Raw genomic sequence first — 19,753 nt, forward strand, 5'->3', positions numbered from 1 at the left:
TCGTGCAGAGCGCTGCCGCGTATCCGGCGACCGCCGTACGGGTCCGGGAAGGGGCGGCTGCAACCGCGCCGACATTCCACGAGGCGTTCCTCACGCTCGGCTGTGCACTGACCTGCTGGCGTCGTCTCGGCTCGTTGCGTTAGGAGCTCTAAGCCGCACACCTAAACGATCTTTGTTGACCGCTTCGCCCTATTGACTCGAGCGGACAGAAGGTAATAAGTTCCCGCCAGGAAAGCGTTTTCCAAGCCCCTCCTCGAGGAAAAGCGTGTTCCGAGTCCCTCTCCAGGAGAGTGCACCCCCACACCAACCCCGCCGTCGATACGCCCGGCGGAAGCATGGAGGAACAGTGGAAACATCCATGACCCACATGAAACGGCGTCGGCAACGGACCCGCCTGACCGTTGCCATCGCGGCAGCCGCGACCCTGGTCGGCGGTTTCGTGGCCACCATGACGCTCCCCGCGTCGGCTGCCGCAATCGACACCAACCTGAGCCTGAGCGGCGGCGCCGACGGCTCCAGCAAGGCCAGTGGCACCAGCTACGGCAACGTCAAGGACGGCAACACCAGCACCTACTGGTCGCCCAGCGGCTCGACCGGCTACGTCTCGGTCAAGTGGGGCAGCGCCACCACGGTGAGCAGCGCCGTCATCAAGCAGGCCTCCGGCGGCGGCTCCATCGGCTCCTGGCGCCTGCTCAACGCCGACAAGGGCTCCGTCCTGGCCAGCGGCAGCGGCGACCCGGGCACCGTCTCCTTCGCCTCGACCTCGCTGAAGAAGCTCACCCTCGACATCACCAGCGCCTCCGGCACACCGCGGATCGCCGAGTTCGAGACCTACGCCGGCAGCGGCTCGAACCCGACCCCCACCGCCACTCCGACCGTCACTCCGACCGTCACCCCCACGGGCAACCCCGGTACGGGCACGCCGACCGGTCAGTGGCCGTCCTCGGCGGGTTCGGTGAAGATCTCCGGCACCGTGTCGGTGTCGGGCACCTTCGACGGCGGGATGAAGACCTACTGCTGCATCGGTGACGGCGGTCAGAGCGAGTCGCAGGACCCGATGTTCAAGATCGCCAACGGTGGCACGCTGCAGAACGTCATCATCGGCTCCCCGGCCGGTGACGGCGTGCACTGCGAGGGCACCTGCACGCTGAGGAACGTGTGGTGGAACGACATCGGTGAGGACGCGGCCACCTTCAAGGGCACCGGCGGCGGCACCTCCTACGTCATCGGCGGCGGCGCCCGCTCCGGTTCCGACAAGACGTTCCAGCACAACGGCAACGGCACGGTGAGCATCTCCGGGTTCTACCTCAAGGGTTCGGGCAAGCTGTACCGGGCGTGCGGCAACTGCTCCAGCTCGCACCAGCGGCACGTGAGGATCGACAACGTGCTGGTCTCCGACGTCGACATGGTCGCCGGCATCAACAGCAACTGGGGCGACACCGCCACCATCACCCGCCTCGTCGTCGACGGCGGTGCCACCGTCTGCGGCAAGTACAAGGGCGTCAGCAAGGGCAGCGAGCCCAGCTACATCGGTGAGGGCTGGAACGACGCCAACTGCAAGGTCACCAAGAGCGACGTCACCTACAGGTAGGCCGTAGGCGCGTCCTCGACAGGAGGGGCGCCCACCGCACGGTGGGCACCCCTCCTCTTGCGTGCCGCACGGGCGCGGCCCCGGCCGGGCGACGTGCCGACCGGATGGACGCCGACCGCGGCCGGCGTGCCGCCCGTCCCGGCCGTCGTAGATGCGCACGCGATAGGAGCTATTGAGCAAACTGTTTGTCGGATGAATATGCCATGATGGGCGCATGGCACCCCGGAAGTATCAGCAGGTGCTCCGCGCTGAGGCCGCGGAGGAGACGAGGCGTCGGATCCTGGACGCGGTCGGTCAGTGCCTGCGCGAGGCGCCGACCGAGCAGCCCGGTCTGGGGCGGGTGGCTGAGCTGGCCAAGGTGTCGAGGTCGACGATCTACGCCGACTTCGGCTCGCGGTCGGGCCTGTTCGACGCGTTCGTGGTCGATCTGTGGGAGCGCACCGGTCTGGGCGAGCTCGGCAGGGCGGTGGGCGCCACCGACGCGCGCGACCACCTGCGTGAGGGCATCCGGGCGGCCAGCCGGATGAAGGGCGGCGAGCTGGCGGTCTACCGCGTGCTCCATGCCATGGACCGGCTGGACCCCGAGTCCGCCGGCGGCGCCGTACGTCACATGGAGACCGACCGGCGGGCCGGCATGCAAAGCCTGGCCGAGCACCTCGAGCGGGAGGGCGAGCTGCGCGAGGGGCTCACTGTCGACGAGGCGGTCGACGCGCTGTGGGTGCTGACGAGCTTCGAGAGCCTCGACCTGCTGGTGACCGGTCGCAGCCGCACGGTCGACGAGGCGATCGACATCCTGGTGGACATGGCCGAGCGAGCCGTGTGCCGGACGCCGGGCGCCCCGGCTGCAAGCAGCCGGGGCGCCTGACGCCGAGTCGGACCGGGGCCGGGGACCACCACGAGGCTGACCTGATCCGAAGAAGAAGGGCCACCCTGATCATCAGAGTGGCGCTTCCGGTCAGGAGTCCTCGCAGGAGTTCAGCGTCTCGGTGTCGCAGAAGTCGTTGTCCGCGCCGCCGAAGCCCTGGTCGAACCCGGCATTGCCGACCAGGATGTCGTTGCCGCCCCTGCCGTGCAGTATGTCGTCGTTGTCGTTGCCTGAAACGAAGTCCTTGCCCGGGCCGCCGAAGAAGGTGTCCACTCCGGGCCCCATGAAGACCCTCGAGGGCAGGGCGGTGTTGTTGCTCAGGATGTCGTTGCCGCCCTGCAGGTTGGCGACGATGTTGGTGACACCCCCGCTGGGGCACCGCACCGTGTTGGTGCCGACCTGCTGGCAGACGCCCGCGGTGATCAGCGTGTCTCTGTTGTTCCTCACCACGAGGAAGCCGCTCTCGACGCTGATGGAGATGTCGTCGCTGACATTCGCCGAGTTGACGGAGAGCTGGCCGCCGCTCGACGTCACGTTGGTGAGGGCGTGCGCCGGCGCCGACATGGCCAGCAGCGGCGCCGCCACCAGTGCTCCGAGGGCGAGGGTGCGTAGTGCGTTTCTCATCATGCTCCTTGTGTGTGTTCTGAACCCCGCGAGATTGTGGTCGTGCGATCGGGCGGTGCGGTGAGTCATGTCGGGGAACTCTTTCGTAGGACACTGTGTACGGTCGAATTGAGCATGAAGGTTGGCCGGACATGCTGTCAAGCCAATATGGAGCGGGCTGCGCCCGCCGAGCGCGCTGGACGACGGGACGCCCCGCACGAGGGCAGGCTGCAACGCGCCGGGCACGCTTGCGACGCACTGCCGCAGGGTCGTCGAGGAGACCGTCTCCACCCGCCGGGAGCGGCCGAAGCCACGGGCGACGGTGCGGCGGGCGGGCGGAAATCCGGTTGCCGGCCGCCCGCCGTACGCGGAGACTGCTGCGGTGCTCTCCGACGCCGGCGCCGCCGAACTCTACGACCTGCTGAACCCCTGGGACGCCGGGCTGTATCCCGCCGACGCGTTCTACGACGGCCTGGTGATGACCGCGGGCGCCGTGCTGGACGTGGGGTGCGGGACGGGCGGCATGCTGCACCACGCGCGTGAACGCGGTCATCCCGGACGGCTCGTCGGGATGGACCCCGACCGGGCGGCGCTCGCGCGGGCCCGGCGGCGCACCGACATCGAGTGGGTCGAGGGCGTCGCCGCCGAAGCGGCCTGGGACCGGGAGTTCGACCTGGTGACGATGGTCAGCCACGCGTTCCAGTGCCTCGTGGGCGACGACGAGCTGCGCGCCTCCCTCACCGCCATCCGGGCGGCGCTCCGAGACGGAGGGCTGTTCGCCTTCGAGACGCGTCACCCTCAGGTCCGGGTGTGGGAGGACTGGAATCCGGCGAACGCCTCCGAGGTCGTGGACGCGTCCGGCCGCACGCTCCGGATAGCGCACCGGGTCGAGTCGGTCCGCGGCGACGTCGTGACGTTCACGGAGACGACCAGCGGCCCGGACGGCGCCGTCCTGCGGGTCGACCGCTCGACCCTGCGCTTCCTGGACGTGCCGGCGCTGGGGACGTTCCTGGCCGAGGCCGGTCTCGCGGTCGAGGCGCAGTACGGCGACTGGCGGCGTGGTCCTGTCACCGGTGACAGCCGCGAGATCGTCACCCTCGCGCGCCGCGCCTGAGATCCGCCTGGAAGGCCGTCCAGGTCGTTCAGGTCGTTCAGGTCGTCCGGGCGCGGGTCACGACGTATCGGGCGGGGACCTCGCCGCCGCCGTGCACCGCGATGTCCGCACCGGTGACGTAGGAGGACAGGGCGCTCGCCAGGTAGAGGCAGGCGCCCGCGACGTCGGCGGGCACCGCCATCCGCCCCATCGGGATCACCCCCGCGACGGCCGCGCCGCCGTCCTCGCCGTACGCCTGCGCCGCGGCCTCGGTCCGGACGAGACCGGTGGTGATGTGGTTGACCCGGACCTTCGGCGACCACTCGAGGGCCAGCGCCCGGGTGAGCGCCAGCAGTCCCGCCTTGGCGGCGGAGTAGGCGGCGATGCCCGGCTGCGGGTCGTGGGCGGCGACACTGCCGATGTTGACGATCGAGCCGCCGCCCTCCTGTCCCTGCATCACCCGGTTGGCCGGTTGCGCCACGTGGAACGGCGCCAGCAGGTTCAGATCCACGACCCTGGCGACGAAGCGCGGCGAGACCGTCGCCGCGTCCGCCGACGGTGAGCCCCCGGCGTTGTTGACGAGGACGTCGAGCCGGCCCAGGAGGCCCGCCGTACGCTCCACCAGTTCCGCGGCCGCCGCGGCGTCCCGGACGTCCGCGGCGACGAAGCGGGCGGTCCGCCCGCCCGCGCCGGGCAGGGCCGCCGGTTCGGTGCGCCCGCAGACGACCACCTCGGCCCCGGCCGCGAGGAACGCCTCCGCGATCGCGAACCCGATGCCCCTGGTCCCGCCGGTGACCAGCACCGCCCGGCCGGTGAAGTCCATCGCCGTACCCGTCGCCGTACCCGTCGCCGTGCCCGTCGAGGTGTCCGTCCCCATGCCGTCGCGTCCCTCCCGAGAGCGGCCCTTCGGTCCCGGGGAGGGTACGGCGGCGCGGTGGGGAGCCGGGCGCTGCGTACCGGTCACCGGGACGCCGCACCGGGGAGCGGGTTCGTGTACCGGTCACCGGGACGGTCACCCGCGCGACCGGAGGCCGGACGGCACCATGGACACCCCGGTGAACGGCCTCCGGGGACTCGGGCGGTCTTCGGCGGGCTCGGACGGACTCCGGCGGATTCAGACGGAACAGGGGAGGCCATGAGCGAGAACGACGCACTGACGATCCCGGGCGTCCTGGACCGCGCCGCGCGCGACCACCCGGAGACCGAGGCCGTGGTGGACGGTCCGGTCCGGGTGACGTACCGGGAGTTGCGCGACCGGGTCCGCGGAGCGGTCCGGGCCTTCGCCGCGTCCGGCGCCGGGCGGGGGGACCGGATCGCGGTCTGGGCGCCGAACGGCCTGGAGTGGATCGTGGCCGCGCTGGGCGCGGTGAGTGCCGGGGCGGTGCTGGTCCCGGTCAACACCCGCTACAAGGGCGAGGAGGCGCGGTGGGTGCTGGCAAGGAGCCGGGCGCGGACGCTCTTCGTCGCGGACGGCTTCCTCGGCAACGACTACCTGGCCATGCTCGGTGCGGGTGCGGGTGCGGGTGCGGGTGCGGGTGCGGGCACGAGCACGAGCACGGGCGGGAACAGGGGCGGGAACGGAGCCGGGGGCGGACCGCCGGTCCCGGGGCTGCCGGATCTCGCCGCCGTGGTCGCGTTCGACCGCGAGGCGCGACCCGGGACGACGAGCTGGGAGGCGTTCCTCGCCGGGGGCGCATCCGTCCCCGAGGAGACGGTGAGGGCCCGGTCGGCGTCGGTGACCGCCGGGGACGTCGCGGACGTGCTCTTCACCTCCGGCACGACGGGCAGGCCCAAGGGGGTCATGTGCACCCACGGCCAGAACGTCCGGACCTACGAGGCCTGGTGCGGCCGGACCGGCCTGTCGCCGGGGGACCGCTATCTCATCGTCAACCCGTTCTTCCACTGCTTCGGCTACAAGGCGGGCGTGCTCGCCTGCCTGCTGCGCGGGGCCACGATGGTGCTCCAGCCGGTGTTCGAGCCCGGCGAGACGATGCGGTTGATCGAGGCCGAGCGGATCACCGTCCTGCCCGGTCCGCCGACGATCTACACGACGATGCTGGACGCGCCGGAACGCCCCCGGTACGACCTGTCGTCGCTCCGGCTCGCCGTGACCGGCGCCGCGACGGTCCCGGTCGCGCTGGTCGCACGCCTCCGGGCCGAGCTCTTCCCACAGGTCGTCACGGCGTACGGGCTCACCGAGTCGTGCGGCACGGTGACCTCCTGCTCGCTCGACGACGACGACGCGACCGTGGCCGGCACCTCCGGCCGCCCCATCGAGGGCGTGCAGGTCGCGGTGGCCGGCGGTGCGGGCCGGTCGGTCCCCGCGGGAGAGGACGGCGAGATCCTCGTCCGCGGGCACAACGTGATGCTCGGCTACCTCGACGATCCCGAGGCGACCGCGGAGGCGGTCCGGGACGGCTGGCTGGTGACCGGAGACCGGGGCCGCCTCGACGGGCGCGGCAACCTGACGATCACCGGCCGCTCGAAGGACATGTTCACGGTCGGCGGGTTCAACGTCTACCCGGCCGAGGTCGAGCAGGTCCTCGCCCGCCACGCGGCGGTCTCCGAGGCCGCCGTGGTCGGCGTCCCCGACGCGCGGCTGGGCGAGGTCGGCCGCGCCTACGTCGTGCTCCGGCCCGGCGCCGCCGTCACCCCCGGGGCGCTCGTCGCGCACTGCCGGGCGGTGCTGGCGAACTTCAAGGTGCCCCGGGAGGTGCTCGTCGTCGACGGCCTGCCGCGCAACGCGGCGGGGAAGGTGCACAAGGCCGCGCTCCTCGGCGGTCCGGCGGCGGGGCCGCGGGCCGCCGACCCGGACGAACGACGGGCGGCCCGGTGAGCCGCCCTGCGAGGCGACCGCCGGATCCCACCCGGAACGGACTCTCCGCCGGTGCTCGGCGGGCGGACTGCCCCCTTCCGGGTGAACCGGCCGGAATTGCGACTTGCAATGCTAACTTGCAATGCTAAGTTATTGATGTGGAACGCAACCTGAGCCTCGACCTGCATGTGCTCACCGCCCGCCTGGACCGGGCGGCCGACCGGATCCTGCGCGCCGAGTACGGCGTGTCCTACAGTCGCTTCCTGGCGCTGACCCTGGTGGGGGAGCTGGGTGCCTCGACGCAACGGGTCCTTGCGGACTACCTGGGGGTGACCGAGCCGTCGGTGAGCCGCATGACCGCCGTCCTCGCCGCCGACGGATTCCTCGACGTGCGGCCCGACCCCGCCGGAGGCCGCCGCCGGAGGCTGAGCCTCACGGACAAGGGAGAGCGGCTGGTGGCCTCGGCCCGGCAGGGATTCGAAGAGCGGCTGGCCTTGCTCGTCGAGCACAGCGGCGTGCCGTACGACGAGTACGCAGGTCACACCGCGCAACTGCTGGAGACGTTCGCCCAATGGGAGAAGGAGGCGGCCAAGTGAACCGGAGCACCCGGACCCCGCCGGCATGCCGGTGCACGGTCCTGTCGGCCGACGGCACGCCGATCGGCTACCGGACGATGGGCGACGGCCCGGGCCTCATCGTGGTCGGCGGCGCCCTGCGGACGGCGGAGGACTACCTGCCGCTGGCCTCCGCGCTGGCCCGCTCCTTCACGGTGCACCTCGTCGAGCGGCGCGGGCGGGGCGCCAGCGGCCCGCTGGGTCCCCGGTACGCCCTGGGAAAGGAGGTGGACGATCTCCTCGCCGTCCAGGCGGAGACCGGAGCGCGCTCGGTGTTCGGGCACAGCTACGGCGGACTCGTCGTCCTCGAGACCGCGCGCTCGTCCCGGGTGTTCGACCGCATCGCGGTCTATGAGCCCGGAGTGCCCTGCCTCCCCGTCCCCACCGCCTGGATGGACCCTTACCGGGAACGGCTGGCCGCGGGCGATCCGCACGGCGCGTTCGTTCACTTCATCCGGGGCTCGGGCGGCGCACCGGCCTTCGTGAGCAGGATGCCGTACTGGTATCTGCGCCTGGCCCTGCGTGTCGCGTTCCGGGGGCCGAGCTGGCAGCGGATGCTCCCCCTGCTCGATGCCAATCTGGCCGAACACGGGCAGTTGGCGGCCCAGTACGGTCGCCTCGCCGAATTCGCCGCCGTCACCGCTCCGGTGCTGATCCTCTGCGGAGGCCGTACCGCGCGCGCGAGCAGGGCGGAGTTCGACGCTCTGCGCGACACCCTTCCCGAGGCCGCCCTCGAGACGTTGGGCGGCCTCGACCATTTCGGGCCGGAAGGGAAGAACGCCTCGGTCGTGGCAGAGCGGGTTCTGGCGTTTCTCCGCTGACGGCCGACGACGCGAGGGCAGCCGGACGCCGACCCGGAGGGCGTCTCGCACCCGGCGTCCGCCCCTGGGCGCTTCCTGCGCCCGGGTGCCTCTCCCCAGGGCCCGGGCGCAGGAGGCGCGGCCTGCGGAGCAGCTGAACCGCAGGAGGAAACGGTGCCGGCGTTCGTGATCGGCGCCGCCGGATGATTGTGCCGGGTCGGCCCGGAGGGGCGCGTCCGGCGCTGGGTTGAAAGTCGGCCTGCGACTTCCGCGGTACACGGCTACCGCGGAAGTCGCAGACACACCGGCCGGCCAGGGACTGCAACCGGGCGTCCACCCCGGCCACCAGCGGCTCCGCAGGTAGCGCTCCGGGCTCAGAGCGCTCCGGGCCCAGGTAGCGTCCCGGGCTCAGGTCCCGTAGACGGGCTCGGGGGCGGCGGTGTCGGCCAGCAGGCCGGTGATCACCGGGCCGAGGTCGGCGGCCTCCCAGCGGGCGCCGTTGTCGGAGGCCGGACCGTGCCGGAAGCCCTCCATCACGCAGATCCGGCCGCCCTCGACCTCGAAGACGCGCCCCGTCACCTCCCGCGACCCGGCCGAGGCGAGCCAGGCCACCAGGGGGGAGACGTTCTCCGGGGCCATCGCGTCGAAGGAGCCGTCCCGTGGGGCCGCCATCGTCGCGGCGAAGACCCGCTCGGTCATCCGGGTCCGGGCGGCCGGGGCGATCGCGTTGACGGTCACGCCGTACCGGGCCAGCTCGGCGGCGGCCACCAGGGTGAGCGCCGCGATGCCCGCCTTGGCCGCGGCGTAGTTGCCCTGCCCCACGCTGCCGAGCAGGCCCGCCCCGGACGAGGTGTTGACCACCCTGGCATCCACCGGCCGGCCCGCCTTGGACTCGGCCCGCCAGTGCAACCCGGCGTGCTTGAGCGGCAGGAAGTGGCCCTTGAGGTGGACGCGCACCACCGCGTCCCACTCGTCCTCCGACAGGTTCACCAGCATGCGGTCGCGGAGGAAGCCCGCGTTGTTGACCAGCACGTCCAGCCGGCCGTACGCCTCCAGAGCGGTCTCCACCAGGCGCCGGGCCCCGCCGCCGTCGGCGACGTCGGAGCAGTCGGCCACCGCCTCGCCGCCCAGCGAGCGGATCTCCTCGGCCACCCGCCGGGCGGGGCTCTCCGACCCGCCCTCCCCGGCGGCGCTCACGCCGAGGTCGTTGACCACGACCTTGGCGCCCTGCCGGGCGAGCTCCAGGGCGTGCGCGCGGCCGAGACCGCGCCCGGCCCCGGTGACGACGGCGACGCGGTCCTTGCAGATCATCGTCGGCTCTCCTCGGCGGTGACGGCGGTGACGGCGGTGCGGAAGGGCCGGCCCGCCCTCCCCGCTCACTCGGGGGAGGCGGTCGCGCCGTTCCTTTGCTACCTTAATTTCTAACAAATGTTTGGTGGAAAGGCAGCCTATGGGAATCTCCACCAGGAAGCACGGCGACGGCGTCCGCGAGATCGTCGTGGACGTCCCCCCGGTCAACGCCCTGCCGGTGCAGGCCTGGTTCGAGCTGGCGGAGGCCGTGCGGGAGGCCGGGAGCGACGCCGGGAGCCGTGTCGTGGTGCTCCGCGCGGAGGGCCGGGGGTTCAACGCCGGGGTGGACATCAAGGAGATGCAGGCCGCCTCCGGGTTCGAGGCGCTGGTGGGCGCCAACCGCGGCTGCCATGCGGCGTTCGCGGCCGTCTACGGGTGCGAGGTGCCGGTCATCGCGGCCGTGCACGGGTTCTGCCTGGGCGGAGGCGTCGGCCTGGCGGGCAACGCCGACATCGTGGTCGCCGCCGAGGACGCCTACTTCGGTCTACCCGAGGTGGAGCGGGGCGCGCTCGGAGCCGCCACCCACCTGGCCCGCCTCGTCCCCCAGCACCTGATGCGCGCGATGGTCTACACCTGCCGGAACGTCACGGCGGCCGAGCTGCACGCGTTCGGCTCGGTGCTGGCGGTCGCGCCCGCCGACCGGCTCCGCGAGACCGCCTTCAAGGTCGCCGCGCAGATCGCCGCCAAGGATCCCTACGTGATCCGGCGGGCCAAGGAGTCGCTGAACGGCATCGACCCGGTCGACGTCAACCGCAGCTACCGCTTCGAGCAGGGCTTCACCTTCGAGCTCAACCTGATGGGCGCCGGCGACCGGCACCGCGACGCCTTCGTCGCCGAGAGGGCGCGGGGATGACGAGCCGCCGGGAGTGGGCCCGGTGCGGCGGGCGGGACGGCCGACGGGGGGACGGGGCCGTCCACGCGGCGGGGGAGGAGCGGTGAGCGGGCCGGTGAGCAAGGTGATGACGGCCGAGGAGGTCGTCGCCTCGCTGGAGAGCGGCATGACGGTCGGCATCGGCGGCTGGGGCTCGCGGCGCAAGCCGATGGCCCTGGTCCGCGCGGTCTGCGGGTCCGCCCTGAAGGATCTGACGATCGTGTCGTGCGGCGGGCCCGACGTGGGCCTGCTGTGCGCGGCGGGGAAGGTCCGCCGGGTGGTCGCCCCCTTCGTGACGCTCGACTCGATCCCCCTGGAACCGCACTTCCGGGCCGCCCGGCAGAGCGGGGCGGTCGGGCTCACCGAGTACGACGAGGGCATGTTCATGTTCGGCCTGCTCGCCGCGGCGCACCGGCTGCCGTTCCTGCCGATCCGCGCCGGGCTCGGCTCGGACGTCATGCGGGTCAACCCGGGGCTGCGCACGGTCCGCTCGCCGTACGACGCCGCGGGGAGGCCGTACGGCGGCGCCGGACGGGGCGCGGGGAAGGACGCGGGAGAGGACGCGGAGGAGAACACAGAGGAGAACACAGAGGGGAGCGCAGAAGGGAGCGCTGAGGAGGAGGGAGAGGAACTGGTCGCGGTGCCGGCGCTGACGCTGGACGCGGCGCTGATCCACCTCGAGCGGGCCGACACCCGCGGCAACGGCCGGTACCTCGGCCCCGACCCCTACCTGGACGACCTGTTCGCCAAGGCCGCCGCCCGCACCTATCTGAGCTGCGAGCGGCTGGTGGACCCGGGCGGGCTGGCCGGCCCGCCGCAGACGCTGCTGGTCAGCCGGATGCACGTGGCCGGCGTGGTCGAGGCCCCGGCCGGCGCCCACTTCACCGAGTGCGGGGACCACGACCGCGACGAGGCCTTCCAGCGGCACTACGCGGCCTCGGCCGCGGACCCGGAGGCATGGGCGGCCTTCGCCGACCGGTTCCTGTCCGGGGACGAGACCGCCTACCGCGACGCGGTGCGGCGCTGGCACGAGGAGCGGGCCGGATGAGCGCGAGCCGTGCGGAGGTCTGCGTGACGGCCTGCGCCGAGGCCTGGCGTGGCGACGGCGAGATCCTGGCGGCGGCGATGGGCACCTGCTCGGTCCTGGGGGCCCGGCTGGCCCGGCTCACCTTCGAACCCGGTCTGCTGACCACCGACGGCGGCGCGCTGCTCACCGCCGAGCCGGTGCCGGTCGGTGCGCCCGCGGGCCCCGCGGAGGGCTGGCTGCCGTTCCGCGACCACCTGTGGCTGGTGCAGAACGGACGGCGGCACGTGATGATGGGCGCCTCCCAGATCGACCGGTACGGCAACACCAACATCTCGGCGATCGGCGACTGGACCCGGCCGGTCTCGCAGCTGCTCGGCGTGCGCGGCGCCCCCGGCAACACGCTCTGCAACCCGGTCAGTTACTGGATCCCCCGCCACTCCACCCGGGTGTTCGTGCCGAAGGCGGACGTGGTCAGCGGGGTCGGCTCCGACCGCGCGGCGGAGCTGGGCGCGCGCGCCTCCCGTTTCCACGACCTGCGCCGGGTCGTGACCGACCTGGGCGTGTTCGACTTCGGCACGCCGGACGGGGCGATGCGGCTGGCCTCGGTCCACCCCGGAGTGGAGGTCGGGCAGGTCGTCGCGGCCACCGGCTTCGACCTGGTGATCGACGGCGAGGTGCCGCAGACCCGGTGGCCGGTGGAAGAGGAGCTGCGGCTGATCCGCGAGGTGCTCGACCCCCGGGGACTGCGGGACCGGGAGGTCCGGGCGTGATCGACCAGGTGCTGGACACGCCGCTCACCCGCCTGACCGGCGTCCGTCACCCGGTCGTGCAGACCGGCATGGGCTGGGTGGCGGGACCGAGGCTGGTCTCGGCGACGGCGAACGCCGGCGGGCTCGGCATCCTCGCTTCGGCCACCATGACGCTCGACCGGCTCGCCGCCGCCGTCGAGGAGGTCCGCTCGCGCACCGACGCGCCCTTCGGGGTGAACCTGCGCGCCGACGCCTCCGACGCGGGCGACCGCGTCGATCTGCTGATCAGGCACGGGGTGAGGGTCGCCTCCTTCGCGCTGGCCCCCCGCCCGGAGCTGATCGCCCGGCTGAAGGACGCGGGCGTCGTGGTGATCCCGTCCGTCGGGGCGCGCCGCCACGCGGAGAAGGTCGTCGCGTGGGGCGCCGACGCGGTGCTCGTCCAGGGCGGCGAGGGCGGCGGCCACACCGGGCCGGTCGCCACCACGCTGCTGCTGCCCCAGATCGTCGACGCCGTCGGCATCCCGGTGATCGCCGCCGGGGGCTTCTTCGACGGCCGGGGCCTGGCCGCCGCCCTGGCGTACGGCGCGGCGGGCGTGGCCATGGGCACCCGGTTCCTGCTCACCTCCGACAGCCCGGTCCCGGACGCGGTCAAACGGCTCTACCTGGCCGCGTCGGAGACCGTGGTCACCCGCCAGGTGGACGGGGTGCCGCACCGGGTGCTGCGCACGCCGCTGGTGGACGGACTGGAGGGCGCGGGTCGGCTGACCGGCCTGGCCCGCGCGGTGCGCAACGCCGCCCGCTTCCGGAAGCTCTCCGGCATGTCCTGGCCGGAGATGATCCGCGACGGCCTGGCCATGAAGCACGGCAGGGATCTGACCTGGTCCCAGGTGCTGATGGCGGCCAACACGCCCATGCTGCTCAGGGCGGCCATGGTCGACGGCCGCCCCGACCTCGGGGTGATGGCCTCCGGCCAGGTGGTGGCCCTCCTCGACGACCTGCCCTCCTGTGAGGAGCTGATCGACGCCGTCGTCACCCGCGCCGCCGGCGTCCTGCGGGACCCGCCGGGACTGCGTCCACCGCCCCCGAGTTCGTGACCGGTCCGGCCGCGCGGCCGGTGAGCCCCGGACGGGTCCGGCCGCGCGCTTGGCGGCCGCCTCAGCCGCGCGGCGCCGCCCGGTCCGCGAGGGCGCGGTCGATCAGGCCCTCCAGGCGGACGACCGCGGGCCGCCAGTCGGCGGGCACCTCGTGGCAGCGGGTGGCCTGCCGGCCGCGGTGGCTCAGCGTGTAGGTGAAGTGGTCGGCGATGTCGCAGCCCGCCGAGGAGGAGCGCCACGTCGAGACCGCGTCGAGCTCGCGGCGCAGGGAGCGGAACTCACCGTCGGTCAACCGGAACTCCGCGATCCTCGCGGCGCCGCGGACCCGGGCCGCACCGTCCCGGGTGATCGTGATCGCCTGGTCGATCCCGGCGAACCCGCCCGACTTCTGGAAGGCGATCCGCGCGGAGCCGGTCGCGGACGGCGCCGGGGCCTCGGCCCAGACCGTCGTGGAACCGGCCGTCGCCATTGCCAGCACCGCCGCGAAGAACATTTTCCTCATCATGAAGGCTTCCTTCCGAATATCGCGTCTATTTTACCGCTGACATTTATCGATCTATGTCGAGAATGGCAGCGGAAGGCGTGCGCCGTCCGCGCGCGGGCATGAGCCCGAGCGCGGACGTCGTGAACTCCGGCGGGCGCCGCCGTTCTCCTCGGGCGGCGGTGGCCGGAAGGCGGATAACCGCGGCTCAGAAGGCGAAGAGGGATCCGCCGGTGGCGCGCACTGCCGTGCAGTGGTTCGAATAGGTCTGCGCGAAGTGCCGGTGCCGGCCGTTCCAGGTGCCGGTGGCGGTGACGCGGACGGGGGCGTGCTCCCGCGTGCACATGCCGGGGTCCTCGGGGATGCGCTCCACCCGGCCGGCGGCGCGGCGGAGCTGGTCGCAGGCCGTCGCGGCGTAGGCGTGCGTGCCGCCGTCGGGGCCGCACGTCAGCGTCACCGCTCTGACCGGGGATGATCCGAGCTCGGGCTGCACGGTCAGGATGTACGACCCGCCCGGAGCGCTCGGCCCGGAGGGGGCGGCGCCGGCGGGTGGCGTCCACAGCAGCGGTGCCAGGGCCGCGGCGGCGGCCAGCGCGAGCCGCGCCGCACGACCGCCGGTGAACCGGCTGGTGCTCATCGATGCCTCCATCTGGTTGTACCGCGGTTGCGGTTTCCGGTACGGCGGGCGGCGAAGGGGTTAATCACCGCCCATCCTTCGGAGGGAAGGATTGGAAATCCGCTGCCGGTAGGCAGGGGATCCTTTCGTGATGAGATGTTAGGACGGGAATATCTACGGGGCAAACCAACTCGTGTCCTCATCCGGACAGCTGATTGATATTTCAATCAGAAAGCGCTTCCTCGGCGGTCGGCGTAACCGGTCGCCGGGCACGGTGGTCGCGCGCGGCCATGCCCGTCCACGGCGCCGCGGCCCAGGTCGCGCTTCCATGTGAATGTGGTAATCCGAAGCGACTGATTTCTGCGGTGGACTTTCTTTGATGCGTTTTTCCACGAAAGTGATATGGGTCACATTCCGTCAGCGCGGTGACGGCATGGGCGGCACCGGGGACCGAGATCCCGTCAGCGCGGCGACGACACGGGCGCGGTGGAGGGCGGGGGAGCCCCAGGCGGTGTGCAGGGCGCGGGCCCGGCGGATCCAGAGGCCGAGGTCGTACTCGTCGGTGTAGCCGATCGCGCCGTGCACCTGCAGGGCGGTCCGGGCCGCCGCGTAGGCGGCCTCCGAAGCCGCCGCCTTCGCGGCCGACACGTCGCGCGGGAAGTCCGGCGAGCCGTAGGCCAGCGCCGCGCCGTACACCAGCGGGCGGGCGTACTCCAGGCCCACCAAGGTGTCGGCCAGGCGGTGCTTGACCGCCTGGAAGGCCCCGATCGGCTGCCCGAACTGGTGCCGGGCCAGGGCGTACTCCACGGTGGCCTCCAGCAGGCGGCGGCCCAGCCCGACCAGCTGGGCCGTGCAGGCCAACGTGCCCAGGTCGCAGGCGGCCTCCGCCGCCGCGCGCACAGCCGGACCGGAGGCCAGCACGGTGCCCGCTGCGACAGGGGAGAGCCGCCGGGCGGGGTCCAGTGAGGACCGCGCCGCCCCCGGGACGGCCTCGCAGAGCCGGTCGCCGTCCACCACCCAGACCGCGTCGGCGAGGTCGGCGTCCAGCGCGTACGGCACGGCCGGCGGCAGGACGAGCGAGACGGCGGCCGTGCCCTCCGCGATGCGCGGCAGCCACTCCGCCGTGAGCCCGTCACCGCCGGGCCCGCCACCGGGCTCGTCACCGGGCCCGCCGGTCGAGGGGCCGCCGTCCGGGGAGCGACCGGTGGGAGGCCCTCCACCGGGTCCGTCGCCGGAGGAGCCGCCGAGCCGTACCAGGAGTTCGGCGGCGGCGGCGGTCTCGGCCAGCGGCCCGGGTGCGGCGTGCCGCCCCAGCTCGTGGAAGGCGGTCACCAGTTCCACCGGGAGCGGCCCCGCCCCGCCCGCCGCCTCGGGCACCGCCGGTGCCAGGACCCCGGCCTCGGCGAGCGAGCGCCACAGGGCCCGGCAGGGTTCCGGGTCCCCGCAGGCGCGGGCGCGGATCACGGCCGGGGTGTCCGCCCCGGCCAGCAGCCTGTGCAGGGTCTCGCCGAACAACCGCTGTCCGGCGTCGAGGACGAACTTCACCGCGGCCCCCTGGGCAGGCCGAGCACACGCTCGGCGATGACGTTGCGCTGGATCTCGTTGGTCCCGGCGTAGATCGGACCGGCCAGGGAGAAGACGTAGCCCTCCAGCCACTCGCCCGCCAGCTCGCCGTCGGGGCCCAGCAGGTCGAGCGCGGTCTCGTGCAGCGCCAGGTCCAGCTCCGACCAGAAGACCTTGTTGACGCTCGACTCGGCCCCGGCGCCGTCGGTGCGGGAGACGGTCTCGAAACCCTTCAACCGGTAGGCGCGGGCCCGGATCCAGGCGTCGGCCACCCGGTCGAGCAGCGCGCCGTCGGCGGGGTCGGCGCGCTCGCGCCAGAGCGCGACCAGCCGGTCGGCGGCGGCCGTGAACCGGCCGGGACTGCGCAGGGTGAGCCCGCGCTCGTCGCCGGTGGTGGACATCGCCACCCGCCAGCCGTCGCCCGGTGCGCCGACCACGTCGGCGTCCGGTACGAACACGTCGTCGAAGAAGAGCTCGGCGAAGGCGGGCCTGCCGTCCAGGCGGCCGATCGGGCGGCGGGTGAGGCCCTCGGCGTCCAGGGAGAACATCAGGTAGGTCAGGCCCCGGTGCCGCTCGGCCTGCGAATCGGAGCGGAACGGGCCGAAACCCCGGTCGGCGAAGGCCGCGCGCGAGCTCCACGTCTTCTGGCCGTTCAGCCGCCATCCGCCGTCCACCCGGGTCGCGGTGGCGCGCAACGAGGCCAGGTCGCTGCCCGCCTCCGGCTCGGACCAGGCCTGGGCCCAGACGACCTCGCCGGAGGCCATCGGCGGCAGGATCCGCTCCAGCTGCTCGGGGGTGCCGTGCGCGAAGAGCGTCGGGGCGAGCAGGCTGACGCCGTTCTGGCCGACCCGGCCGGGCGCCCCCGCGGCGTGGTACTCCTCCTCGAAGACCAGCCACTCCAGCGGGCTCGCGTCCCGCCCGCCGTACCGGGCGGGCCAGGAGACGACCGACAGGCGCGCGTCGTACAGCTCGCGCTCCCAGGCGCGGTGCGCTGCGAAGCCCTCCGCGGTCTCCAGCGAGGGCAGGGGTACGGCGGGCACGTGGGTGCGGAGCCAGTCGCGCGCCTCGGCGCGGAACGGCTCGGCGGACGACAGGTCAAGGTCCATCGGGAGCCGCCTCCGCGCGTGCGGGGCCGGCCTCACCGGCGGCCGGTTGAGCGGTCGCGGACCCGCCGGCGGCCGGATCCGCGCCACCGGAACCGGAGCCGGAGCCGCCGGAGCCGGAGCCGCCGGAGGCGGCGGCCTTCATGCTTGCGGGATCCATGCCGGCCAGGGCGTCGGCCGAGGTCTCGGCGTTGTGCGCGTGGGCGAGGTGGTGCAGGCCGAAGACCGAGTCCATCCCGGCGTGCATGCCCTGCAGGTCCTCGGCCTGGTTGACGGCCTTCTTGGCCAGAGCCAGGCCCAGACGCGGCATGGCCGCGATCCGCCCGGCCAGCGCGAAGACCTCCTCCGCCAGCCGCTCGCGGGGCACGACCCGGTTGACCATGCCCACCTCGTAGGCCCGCCCGGCCGTCATGCGGTCTCCGGTGTAGAGGAGCTCCCTGGCGACGCGCGGCGGCATCGCCCAGGGATGGGCGAAGTACTCCACGCCGGGGATGCCCATGCGCACCACCGGGTCGGCGAAGAACGCGTCGTCGGAGGCGACGATCAGATCGCAGACCCAGGCGAGCATGAGCCCGCCCGCGACGCACGCGCCCTGCACCATCGCGATCATCGGCTTGGGGAGCTCCCGCCAGCGGCGGCACATGCCGAGGTAGACCTCGGACTCCCGGGCGAAGCGGCTCTCGGCGCCCTCCTTGCCGACGTGGTCCCACCACAGGCCGGCCCTGCGCCCGAAGGAGACGTGCGCGTCGCGGCCGGGGCTGCCGATGTCGTGCCCGGCGGAGAAGTGGGGGCCCTCCCCGGCCAGCACGACCACCCTGACCTCGTCGTCGGCGGCGGCCCGGTAGAAGGCCTCGTCGAGGGCGTAGGTCATCGCGGAGTTCTGCGCGTTGCGGTACTCCGGGCGGTTCATGGTGACCACCGCCACGGGTCCGCGCCGCTCGTAGCGGACCACGGTCATCGGGGGTACCCTCTCATTCTTTCTAACAACTGTTTGGTAGAGTAAATCACGTGAAGCCCGACGAGGAGAGGGGGCCGCGGCAGTGAAGCCGTCACCGACACCGCCGGGACGCCCGGCCTCCCCGGAGCCCCCGAAGTCTCCCGGGGCGCCGCCGTACGTCCCGGGGCACGGCCTGCTGCGCGGCCGGGTCGCGGTGGTGACCGCCGCCGCGGGCACCGGCATCGGCGGCGCCTGCGCCCGCCGCCTGCTGGAGGAGGGCGCCCGGGTGGCGGTGAGCGACGCCCACGAGCGGCGGCTGGCCGCGACCCTGGCCGCGCTGGAGGAGGAGTTCGGGGCCGGGGCGGTGACCGCCGTGCCGTGTGACGTGACCTCCGAGACGCAGGTGCGCGCCCTGTTCGCGGCCGCCGAGGAGCGCCTGGGTCCGGTGGACGTGCTGGTCAACAACGCCGGGCTCGGCGGCACGGCCAGGCTCGTCGAGATGACCGACGAGCAGTGGAGCCGGGTGCTCGACGTGACGCTGACCGGGACCATGCGCTGCACCCGGGCCGCGCTGGCGCTGATGCAGCCGCGGGGCCGCGGCGTGGTCGTGAACAACGCCTCGGTGGCCGGCTGGCGGGCGCAGGAGGGTCAGGCCCACTACGCGGCGGCCAAGGCCGGGGTCATGGCGCTGACCAGGTGCGCGGCCGTCGAGGCCGCGCCGTACGGCGTGCGGGTCAACGCGGTGGCGCCCTCGCTGGCCATGCACGCGAACCTGGTCAAGGTGACCACCGAGGAGCTGCTGGCCGAGCTCACCGCCAAAGAGGCGCTCGGGCGCGCGGCGGAGCCCTGGGAGGTCGCCAACGTTATCGTCTTCCTCGCGAGCGACTACTCCTCCTACCTGACCGGAGAGGTCGTCTCCGTCTCCAGCCAGCACCCCTGAGAGGTCCGTCTCCCATGAGCCCACGACGCCGAGACTCCGAGAGCACCGCCACCGCCCGCGCCGGGCGGCGGGCCGAGCTGCTCGCCACGGCCGCGGAGGTGTTCGCGTCACGGGGTTACGCCGCCACCACGGTCCGCGAGGTGGCGGACGCGGCGGGCATACTCGGCGGCAGCCTCTACTACCACTTCGACTCCAAGGAGTCGATGGTCGACGAGATCCTCTCGACGTTCCTGACCGATATGTGGGCGTCCTACGACCGCATCACCGCCGCGGGGCTCGGTGCGCGGGAGACCTTCCACCAGCTGGTCGCCGAGTCGTTCCGGATGATCGACCTGTACCGCCCGGCGGTCATGATCTACCAGAACGAGTCCAGGCACCTGGCGGCGAGCCCGCGCTTCTCCTACCTGCTCGACTCCATGCGGCGCTTCCGCGAGATGTGGCTCTCGGTGCTGGACCGGGGCGTCCTCGACGGGGAGTTCCGCGCCGACCTCGACACCGGCCTGATCTACCGCTTCATCCGCGACACCGTCTGGGTGGCCGCGAGCTGGTACCGGAGCGACGGCCCGCTGAGCGCGGACGAGATCGCCCGGCAGTACATCGTGATGGTCCTGGAAGGGATCCTGGAGACCTGAGGAGTTCAC

General features: G+C 73.1%; 20 protein-coding genes. 12 read left to right on the top strand and 8 right to left on the bottom strand.

Annotated elements, in window-relative coordinates; all coding sequences use genetic code 11:
* Window positions 1-358: 358 nt before the first annotated feature.
* Both IEZ07_RS36230 and IEZ07_RS29830 read left to right on the top strand, forming a co-directional pair.
* Window positions 359-1,591 carry a pectate lyase gene (locus tag IEZ07_RS36230; RefSeq protein WP_204054696.1) on the top strand — a complete coding sequence of 411 codons (1,233 nt, stop codon included), beginning with the start codon at window positions 359-361 and terminating at the stop codon, window positions 1,589-1,591.
* 214 nt (window positions 1,592-1,805) lie between these two features.
* Entirely contained in the window at window positions 1,806-2,456 is a 651-nt protein-coding gene (locus tag IEZ07_RS29830) for a TetR/AcrR family transcriptional regulator (protein WP_191897833.1), read from the top strand.
* Window positions 2,457-2,546: 90 nt separating this feature from the next.
* On the opposite strand, the gene IEZ07_RS29835 is transcribed toward IEZ07_RS29830, so the two are convergent.
* The gene (locus tag IEZ07_RS29835) at window positions 2,547-3,080 is read right to left on the bottom strand and encodes a calcium-binding protein (protein ID WP_191897834.1); all 534 of its coding nucleotides are present in this window, start codon (window positions 3,078-3,080) and stop codon (window positions 2,547-2,549) included.
* A gap of 361 nt (window positions 3,081-3,441) precedes the next feature.
* On the opposite strand from IEZ07_RS29835, the gene IEZ07_RS29840 reads away from it, so the two are divergent.
* Window positions 3,442-4,173 (top strand): class I SAM-dependent methyltransferase, encoded by a 732-nt coding sequence (locus tag IEZ07_RS29840; RefSeq protein ID WP_191897835.1) that lies wholly within the window; start codon window positions 3,442-3,444, stop codon window positions 4,171-4,173.
* Between the two features lie 37 nt (window positions 4,174-4,210).
* Here IEZ07_RS29840 and IEZ07_RS29845 read toward each other — a convergent pair whose 3' ends face one another.
* Entirely contained in the window at window positions 4,211-5,029 is an 819-nt protein-coding gene (locus tag IEZ07_RS29845; protein WP_239320940.1) for an SDR family oxidoreductase, read from the bottom strand.
* A 258-nt stretch (window positions 5,030-5,287) separates the two neighbouring features.
* Here IEZ07_RS29845 and IEZ07_RS29850 point away from each other — a divergent pair, with 258 nt between their 5' ends.
* The 3 genes from IEZ07_RS29850 (at window position 5,288) to IEZ07_RS29860 (ending at window position 8,402) form a co-directional block, all read left to right on the top strand.
* On the top strand, window positions 5,288-6,988 hold the full coding sequence (locus IEZ07_RS29850; RefSeq protein WP_191897836.1) for an AMP-binding protein: 1,701 nt from the start codon (window positions 5,288-5,290) through the stop codon (window positions 6,986-6,988).
* 137 nt (window positions 6,989-7,125) lie between these two features.
* The gene (locus IEZ07_RS29855) at window positions 7,126-7,563 is read left to right on the top strand and encodes a MarR family winged helix-turn-helix transcriptional regulator (protein ID WP_191897837.1); all 438 of its coding nucleotides are present in this window, start codon (window positions 7,126-7,128) and stop codon (window positions 7,561-7,563) included.
* Complete coding sequence (locus IEZ07_RS29860) at window positions 7,560-8,402, top strand: alpha/beta fold hydrolase (RefSeq protein ID WP_191897838.1); 843 nt, start codon at window positions 7,560-7,562, stop codon at window positions 8,400-8,402. The genes IEZ07_RS29855 and IEZ07_RS29860 overlap by 4 nt, the downstream gene beginning before the upstream one ends.
* Before the next feature lie 387 nt (window positions 8,403-8,789).
* Here IEZ07_RS29860 and IEZ07_RS29865 read toward each other — a convergent pair whose 3' ends face one another.
* Window positions 8,790-9,692, bottom strand: coding sequence for an SDR family oxidoreductase (locus IEZ07_RS29865; RefSeq protein ID WP_191897839.1), 903 nt, complete (start codon window positions 9,690-9,692; stop codon window positions 8,790-8,792).
* 139 nt (window positions 9,693-9,831) lie between these two features.
* Here IEZ07_RS29865 and IEZ07_RS29870 point away from each other — a divergent pair, with 139 nt between their 5' ends.
* The 4 genes from IEZ07_RS29870 to IEZ07_RS29885 all read left to right on the top strand — a co-directional run bounded on the left by IEZ07_RS29870 (window position 9,832) and on the right by IEZ07_RS29885 (window position 13,472).
* Complete coding sequence (locus IEZ07_RS29870) at window positions 9,832-10,584, top strand: enoyl-CoA hydratase family protein (RefSeq protein ID WP_191897840.1); 753 nt, start codon at window positions 9,832-9,834, stop codon at window positions 10,582-10,584.
* A gap of 106 nt (window positions 10,585-10,690) precedes the next feature.
* Window positions 10,691-11,650, top strand: a complete 960-nt coding sequence (locus IEZ07_RS29875; RefSeq protein ID WP_191897867.1) for a CoA transferase subunit A — start codon at window positions 10,691-10,693, stop codon at window positions 11,648-11,650.
* Window positions 11,647-12,399, top strand: coding sequence for a CoA-transferase subunit beta (locus IEZ07_RS29880; protein WP_191897841.1), 753 nt, complete (start codon window positions 11,647-11,649; stop codon window positions 12,397-12,399). Before IEZ07_RS29875 ends, IEZ07_RS29880 begins: the two co-directional genes overlap by 4 nt.
* Window positions 12,399-13,472, top strand: coding sequence for an NAD(P)H-dependent flavin oxidoreductase (locus IEZ07_RS29885; RefSeq protein WP_239320955.1), 1,074 nt, complete (start codon window positions 12,399-12,401; stop codon window positions 13,470-13,472). Before IEZ07_RS29880 ends, IEZ07_RS29885 begins: the two co-directional genes overlap by 1 nt.
* Window positions 13,473-13,533: 61 nt before the next feature.
* On the opposite strand, the gene IEZ07_RS29890 is transcribed toward IEZ07_RS29885, so the two are convergent.
* From IEZ07_RS29890 to IEZ07_RS29910, 5 genes are all read right to left on the bottom strand, one after another.
* The gene (locus tag IEZ07_RS29890; protein ID WP_191897842.1) at window positions 13,534-13,977 is read right to left on the bottom strand and encodes a hypothetical protein; all 444 of its coding nucleotides are present in this window, start codon (window positions 13,975-13,977) and stop codon (window positions 13,534-13,536) included.
* 184 nt (window positions 13,978-14,161) lie between these two features.
* Window positions 14,162-14,590, bottom strand: coding sequence for an SSI family serine proteinase inhibitor (locus IEZ07_RS29895; RefSeq protein WP_191897843.1), 429 nt, complete (start codon window positions 14,588-14,590; stop codon window positions 14,162-14,164).
* 396 nt (window positions 14,591-14,986) lie between these two features.
* Entirely contained in the window at window positions 14,987-16,114 is a 1,128-nt protein-coding gene (locus tag IEZ07_RS29900) for an acyl-CoA dehydrogenase family protein (RefSeq protein WP_191897844.1), read from the bottom strand.
* Window positions 16,111-17,238, bottom strand: a complete 1,128-nt coding sequence (locus IEZ07_RS29905) for an acyl-CoA dehydrogenase family protein (protein WP_191897845.1) — start codon at window positions 17,236-17,238, stop codon at window positions 16,111-16,113. Before IEZ07_RS29905 ends, IEZ07_RS29900 begins: the two co-directional genes overlap by 4 nt.
* Window positions 17,228-18,193 (bottom strand): enoyl-CoA hydratase, encoded by a 966-nt coding sequence (locus IEZ07_RS29910; RefSeq protein ID WP_191897846.1) that lies wholly within the window; start codon window positions 18,191-18,193, stop codon window positions 17,228-17,230. The genes IEZ07_RS29905 and IEZ07_RS29910 overlap by 11 nt, the downstream gene beginning before the upstream one ends.
* Before the next feature lie 82 nt (window positions 18,194-18,275).
* On the opposite strand from IEZ07_RS29910, the gene IEZ07_RS29915 reads away from it, so the two are divergent.
* Both IEZ07_RS29915 and IEZ07_RS29920 read left to right on the top strand, forming a co-directional pair.
* Window positions 18,276-19,112 (top strand): SDR family oxidoreductase, encoded by an 837-nt coding sequence (locus IEZ07_RS29915; RefSeq protein ID WP_191897847.1) that lies wholly within the window; start codon window positions 18,276-18,278, stop codon window positions 19,110-19,112.
* A 14-nt stretch (window positions 19,113-19,126) separates the two neighbouring features.
* Window positions 19,127-19,744 (top strand): TetR/AcrR family transcriptional regulator, encoded by a 618-nt coding sequence (locus IEZ07_RS29920; RefSeq protein WP_191897848.1) that lies wholly within the window; start codon window positions 19,127-19,129, stop codon window positions 19,742-19,744.
* Window positions 19,745-19,753 lie beyond the last annotated feature (9 nt).

This window comes from Planomonospora parontospora (genome assembly GCA_014647935.1).
Classification (GTDB): Bacteria; Actinomycetota; Actinomycetes; order Streptosporangiales; family Streptosporangiaceae; genus Planomonospora; species Planomonospora parontospora.